The following is a 6,072-nucleotide window of genomic DNA, read 5'->3' on the forward strand; positions in this document are numbered from 1 at the left end:
TCCTAAAATCGGTATGACACACCAAGCAAGATTTCTATTTCGTTACTGTCGTAGAAATCTATGTTAGACAAGGTCTCCTCATAGCTTGCCAACCCTATAAGTGACACATTATCCAGCCCCATAAATCCTTCAAACTGATAAAGCAACGAAAACTCAAACCTTTCGTCTCGCTGGGTTCGTTCAAAAATGACATTTTCAGCATCATAGTGACGTAATCCATATTCAGCGGCAAGTGTGAAACTATGACTTCCTGCCGAATGAAGGTATTCCAGACCGATACCGTACTCTTTGAATGACATCGCCTCTCCATCCGCTGAAAAAGCATCTAGATATAACGAGGGAATAACAAAAGAAGATTCATTGAGAGGATAAGAATAAGCTGTTTGCGCCCATATACCATTACCACTGCGCTCGAGTTGCGGGTCCTTCACTGCTTCAAACTCTATCTGCTTAGAGTAAAGCAGCGAATCTAATGATAGAGGTGAGCCATTGATACCCTCAACCTGAAAACGTAATGCGCTCTCTTTAATATCCGTTTTCTCCCGTGCGGAGCCGACTAAATATGGATCTTGCCAGGTGTCATCATGGAAGACCCCATAAAGGTAAGATATATCGAGAGATAGTCCGTTGTCTGTTGTGTATTGGTAACCTGTTGCTAAGGAGACCTCACTATTAATCAGCTCTTCATTGTGGGTCCCGATATAGAGCAGGTGATTGCTATTGAACGCATAGCCCAGCGCGAGCACAACATCTGAAGACACTTCGCTTTCTGACGAAGCTGAGCCCAGTTCAGCGATAATTTCGTCACCATCTGTGCTGAGGTTTTCTTTTGCTGTAAATTTCCCGAGACCGAGACCAACTTCCCCGAATACCCCTTTATTCCGCTCCATATCAGCATAAGAATATGTTGTCATTACCATCATGAATGAAGCGAAAGTCACCTGATATCTACCCATCAACCGTTCCAGCTTAAATGGTACTCCATGCTGAAAATCATACCGGTAGAAAAGTGAAAAAAATGTTGAAATTTATGCTTTAAACCAACACTTCGTGTCGCTTGTTATGTCGTTCTCGGCGCAAACATTATGATTGCCATCCCGAGTAATGCGACTGACACTCCAACAACATCCCATAGTGTGGGACGAATACCGTCAACTACCCACAACCAAAGGATCGCAACAAAAATATAGATACCGCCGTAAGCAGCATAAACCCTACCTGCAGCTGTCGGGTGAAGGGATAGTAACCAGGCAAATAAGGCTAAAAAACATGCAGCTGGAAGCAATAACCAGGCAGATTTATCTTCTTTAAGCCAAAGATAAGGTAAATAACAGCCCAGTATTTCTGCTATTGCAGTAATGAAAAATAGACCGACAGTTTTAACTTCCAACAACTTAAATACCTCGTTTACTACTCAAATACCTCTACATGGTGGGCACTGACCTAGGTCTTCCCACCACAAAGCACTGAGTCTAACATGATACTAGAGTTGCTATCCGGTGATTAGCTTTACAAACCCATTATGAATGAGCTTTCACGTACTTCTTGACCTTTTTCATTGCCATCTGGCGTTTCAATGGTGAAAGGTAGTCAATGAACAAGTTCCCCAACAAATGATCAATTTCATGTTGCATGACGATTGCAAGAAATTCATCACTTTCGATTGTGATTGGGTTACCGTCTCGGTCTAAAGCTGATACCACAACGGAAGTGAAGCGTTCGACATCCGCATAGTAGTCAGGAACTGACAAGCAACCTTCCTGCCCCATAGCTTTATCGGTCCCGCTGACAACCTCAGGGTTGACCAATATGAGTGGTTGATCCCGGCTTTCTGAAAGATCAATAACGACCACTGCTTCTTTGCGACCGACCTGAGTTGATGCCAAACCGATACCATTATCAGTCGCATACAAGGTTTCCAGCATATCGTCGATTAATGTTTGTACGGCCGCGATATCCTGTACTTTCTCAGCTTTCACTTTCAACCTTGGATCAGGTGCAGTGAGAATGTCTAAAATTGCCATATATACCTTCTGTCCTTAAAACAAAACGCCCTCATGGCGAAGGCTGCTTTTCTTTGCCCTAATATACTTTGCTGGGCCTACTTTCCAAGGATTTCCAGCACAAAATCACAAACGTGTTTGAATTGAAAAAGTCAGCAAATCATCGTTGTCATAAAGCCGCTCACTGGAACTTCGCATGCCAAGCTTTTTCAGCAAAGCTTCAGAGCCTAAGTTACCTATTACCGCTACACCATAGATATCAGACACTTTTCCGGTATCAAAAGTAAAATTCAAAACAGCTTTAGCCGCTTCAAAAGCATACCCTTTACCCTGATACTCACTGAGCAGCCCGTATCGAATATCACAATATTTGGACTCAGGAATTTGCTCTACACCCGCATACCCTATCTTGACTGTTGGTTCACTTTTGAGTGACACAATAAATGTACCAAAGCCGTTTGACCAATGACTGACCTTCTGGGGAACATAGTTTTCTATGTATTCCAAGCTGTAAGGTTTTCCGCCAGGCAGGTATCGCGTCACCTCTTCACTAGTGAAGAGTTCGGTATAAATATCAATGTCTTCAAGTTGAACTGGAGTGAGTATTAACCTTTCCGTTTCTAGCATTACATCTTCCATTATTTTCACAGCAACAAAAGTAACCTGCTATTCGGCTGGTATCCGCATAGACCCTTTAATCACTGTGACCGCCGAACCTATTAACTTAGTGCGTCCATTCGATAGAAGCTCTGTAGCAACATTCCCACCTCGAGCGGATGCTTGATACCCCATTAGTTTTAGTTTGTTGAGCTTTTCAGACCAATAAACGGTCAAGGCGCAATGAGCAGAACCTGTAACTGGGTCTTCATTGACTCCTACCCAGGGGGCAAAATACCGTGAAACAAAATCTAAGTCGTCACTTCCTGAAGGTGTTGTAACCAGCACACCACGGCCTTTAATTTGCTTCAATGCATCAAAGTTCGGCACGAGGTTCAACAATGTCTGTTCGTTATCCACTTCAATGAGGACCTTGGTATCGAACACGCCATAGGAGATAACTTGGTGTTCCTCTATACCTAACCCCTCCAATAACTCTGAAGATTGGGCAACATCAAAATCGATAACGGGTGATGGAAAATCCAACTCGACAGTAGATTCGTTGATGATCGCCGTTAAAGTTCCAGACAAGGTTTCAAAATGAACGCTGTCACCGTCCTTCACATCACCCCTTTCTTTGAGTACATGAGCAACAGCAAGCGTTCCGTGACCACAAAGCTTCACCTCTGCTTTAGGGGTAAACCACCTCAACCTCATATCGGAAAGTGATAAAAATGCCGTTTCAGACACGGCCATTTCTTCAGCTATGGAAAGCATCAAGCTTTCACTCAACCCATTGGACGTAATACAGACTCCAGCAGGGTTCCCTTTGAATGCTTCACGGGTAAATGAGTCAACCTGATAGATATCTAAATCCATTGAGTTCTCCTAATGTAAATAAGTCGTATAGCGCCGTGTCATTATATGAGCATCTTAGCCAGCACGTAACGCTAACAGTTCTGGGATATTATCCGTTTCTTTGTACATAGAAAGGTTCTGATCCTGAGACTCGATAGCAACGATCGACATCCTATCTGCTAACTCATTACCCTCAATGCCGACATGCCCATTTACATGATGAATTGTAATTTGAGACGATAACTCTTGGTAAAGGGCGTACGCGGGTTTGATAATATCCAAGTTTTTAATTTCACCGCCAGGCCTAGTCCAACCTTTTTTCTCCCAACCACTCGCCCACTTAGTAATACAATCGATAGAGTATTTTGAGTCACAGAAGATACCGACAGTTTTACCACTAGCGAGCTTATCCTTGGCAAGCAGCAAAGCTTGGTTTAACCCGTTCAGTTCCGCTGTATTGTTGGTGCCGAATGATTGGTACATTCCATACCAAAGCTCACTGAGTTCGTTGTTCTCATATACGGCAAGCCCAGTCCCTGCCTCTCCAGGATTCGGATCACATGCACCATCTGTGTATATTTTTACATCAAATGGCATTGCCTCTATTTGCTCTTGAGTTAATGAAGCTGATTTAGATTTGATGGACTGTTTAACGCTCTTAGCTTTAGATGTTTTGTTATGTGAAGTAGCCTTTGCTGGGCCCTTTTTTCCAAACGCGGCTTCGGCTTCTTCTAAGGTCGGAAACGACTTAAACCTTGCTCCGGCAAAGCCATCAACCAGTGACTGGCACTTCGCCCAAGTGGTGAAAATGCCGGTTTCGCGACCTTTCCAAACTACGTAATATTTTTTAGCCAAACTAGGCTCCTAATTGAAATTGGCTGAATACTAGAAAAATTATATGCACGTCATTGTAGTTTGTTATGAGCTTTTACCATCAATAAACTCAACAAAGTTTACCATGTGCCTTTTCAGCCTTTCTTCTACCTTTGCGTCGACTATCTGAAGCTCAGAGTTCAGAACACTATCGACGCCTGTGATCATCATTTCATGAACTGGATGAATACTGGATAGAGTAGAATCGAAAACCAATTTGATATGAGCTTGGGCTCTTGCACCACCAACAGGGCTATTTGCCTGAGTAATAATGGTAACGGGCTTACCCTTCAAGACTGAATTGAATGCGGGTCTTGATACCCAATCAATAGCATTTTTTAGCACGGCGGGAATACTATGGTTATACTCTGGCGAGCAAACTATGATGCCATCAGCCATTTCGACATCTTTAATCAGTTGACGAATACTCTCCGGCTTATCCTTAGCTAAGTCTTCACAGTAAAAAGGCAAGGAGTCCAACTTTGGAAAGGTATATTCATGCTCTGAGAAATACCCTTTTAAGGCGTTTAAGATTGCAACACTTTTACTCTTTGAGTGAAAGCTTCCTGATAATAGTAGTAGTTTCATATCTCTTCCAATTTTTACGTGCCATAACGGCTGCAGTAAGCTGTAACGCACACTAGCACGATACTAAAATCACTGCAGCGGAAACACGTAACCAAACATTGAACTGAACATGCAAACGTTGGAAGTCGCGCTTAATGCTTGTATGGCGCAGCCAAGTTTTACAGCTTTATCTCAACGTTATTTCGCACATAAGTTGGGATAGATAGCTGTTCATCTATGTTTTTGAACTTTGGCTGTTTAGGCATAGATTCTATTACCGAGTTCAGCTCTTCAAAACTGATGCCTACAACTCGACAAGCTGTCATCAATCCATTAATAAAGCACTTTTTATCGCGTTTTTGCTGTTGCTCACTGGCAGGAATCGATGAATACAATTCGCACTCTTTCGTTAATACAGCGAGAAGTTCTTCTTTTGATGTTTCCATATACAAACTCAGTTACCCGTCCGTCTTAGAGCACTTGTTAGCTGCGCTCTACCCACTTGATGATTTCTTTTGCTACAGACGCTGGTGATAAATTCGTCGTATCGACTGAATAAAGGCTCAAATTTCTTAATTCCAGCGCATCTTCTAGCGACTCTGATATTTTGTCTTTTTTCCAACCTCTTTCCGCAAGACGTTCTGTTCTAACTAGATCCTCACAATCTAGTAGCAACCACTCAATCTCGGTGAAAAAAGAAGTATCTTGAGATTGAATATCTTCTGGTGTATTTGGACAAAACCAAACAACAGATTTGCCGTTTAATGTCAGTGATTTCAAAATATCAAACCATAAGTTTCCATATGGAACCCATGTGTCGGGATCAGTATAAATACTGCTTTTGGCCAACTTACTTGCTGAGTCTGCAATTAAGTCGATGTCAAGAAAGACACAACTTGATCGCAGAGAGTAATCTAGTAACTCATTCACCACTGTTGATTTCCCAGAGCCTGGTGCACCTGTCACTATACGCAATTTTTTATTCACATGTTTGCCTATGTGTGTAAGTAATAAAAATAACTAACGAATGACATGGACTCCCCCTCATCAGGCTCTGCCACACTTGGTAAGTCTGACTACACTCCTTGGAGGCCACCATGTCACAATCAATTTATGGCATTGATTTAACCAAACATTCGTTCAGTATCCACGGCGAAGATAAACATGGCAAGGT

The 6,072-nt window shown here is 42.4% G+C and carries 9 protein-coding genes; all 9 read right to left on the reverse strand.

Features of this window, described 5'->3' with window-relative positions:
• Nucleotides 1-2: 2 nt before the first annotated feature.
• The 9 genes from BIZ37_RS18120 to BIZ37_RS18160 all read right to left on the reverse strand — a co-directional run bounded on the left by BIZ37_RS18120 (nt 3) and on the right by BIZ37_RS18160 (nt 5,885).
• Complete coding sequence (locus BIZ37_RS18120; protein WP_187462675.1) at nt 3-956, reverse strand: DUF2860 family protein; 954 nt, start codon at nt 954-956, stop codon at nt 3-5.
• Between the two features lie 104 nt (nt 957-1,060).
• Nucleotides 1,061-1,393 (reverse strand): YnfA family protein, encoded by a 333-nt coding sequence (locus BIZ37_RS18125; RefSeq protein ID WP_187462676.1) that lies wholly within the window; start codon nt 1,391-1,393, stop codon nt 1,061-1,063.
• A gap of 127 nt (nt 1,394-1,520) precedes the next feature.
• Nucleotides 1,521-2,024: a peptide deformylase gene (def, locus tag BIZ37_RS18130; RefSeq protein ID WP_107296741.1), complete on the reverse strand. Its 504-nt coding sequence runs from the start codon at nt 2,022-2,024 to the stop codon at nt 1,521-1,523.
• Between the two features lie 105 nt (nt 2,025-2,129).
• A complete protein-coding gene (locus tag BIZ37_RS18135; RefSeq protein WP_187462677.1) occupies nt 2,130-2,630 on the reverse strand; it encodes a GNAT family N-acetyltransferase in 501 nt (166 codons plus the stop codon).
• A gap of 39 nt (nt 2,631-2,669) precedes the next feature.
• Complete coding sequence (locus tag BIZ37_RS18140; protein ID WP_187462678.1) at nt 2,670-3,479, reverse strand: PhzF family phenazine biosynthesis protein; 810 nt, start codon at nt 3,477-3,479, stop codon at nt 2,670-2,672.
• A gap of 54 nt (nt 3,480-3,533) precedes the next feature.
• A complete protein-coding gene (locus BIZ37_RS18145) occupies nt 3,534-4,313 on the reverse strand; it encodes a ribonuclease H family protein (RefSeq protein WP_187462679.1) in 780 nt (259 codons plus the stop codon).
• 63 nt (nt 4,314-4,376) lie between these two features.
• A complete protein-coding gene (locus BIZ37_RS18150; RefSeq protein WP_187462680.1) occupies nt 4,377-4,919 on the reverse strand; it encodes an NADPH-dependent FMN reductase in 543 nt (180 codons plus the stop codon).
• Nucleotides 4,920-5,077: 158 nt separating this feature from the next.
• Nucleotides 5,078-5,344: a hypothetical protein gene (locus tag BIZ37_RS18155; protein WP_187462681.1), complete on the reverse strand. Its 267-nt coding sequence runs from the start codon at nt 5,342-5,344 to the stop codon at nt 5,078-5,080.
• Nucleotides 5,345-5,381: 37 nt separating this feature from the next.
• Nucleotides 5,382-5,885, reverse strand: coding sequence for an AAA family ATPase (locus BIZ37_RS18160; RefSeq protein WP_187462682.1), 504 nt, complete (start codon nt 5,883-5,885; stop codon nt 5,382-5,384).
• Nucleotides 5,886-6,072 lie beyond the last annotated feature (187 nt).

It is taken from the genome of Photobacterium sp. BZF1 (assembly GCF_014349205.1).
Classification (GTDB): domain Bacteria; phylum Pseudomonadota; class Gammaproteobacteria; order Enterobacterales; family Vibrionaceae; genus Photobacterium.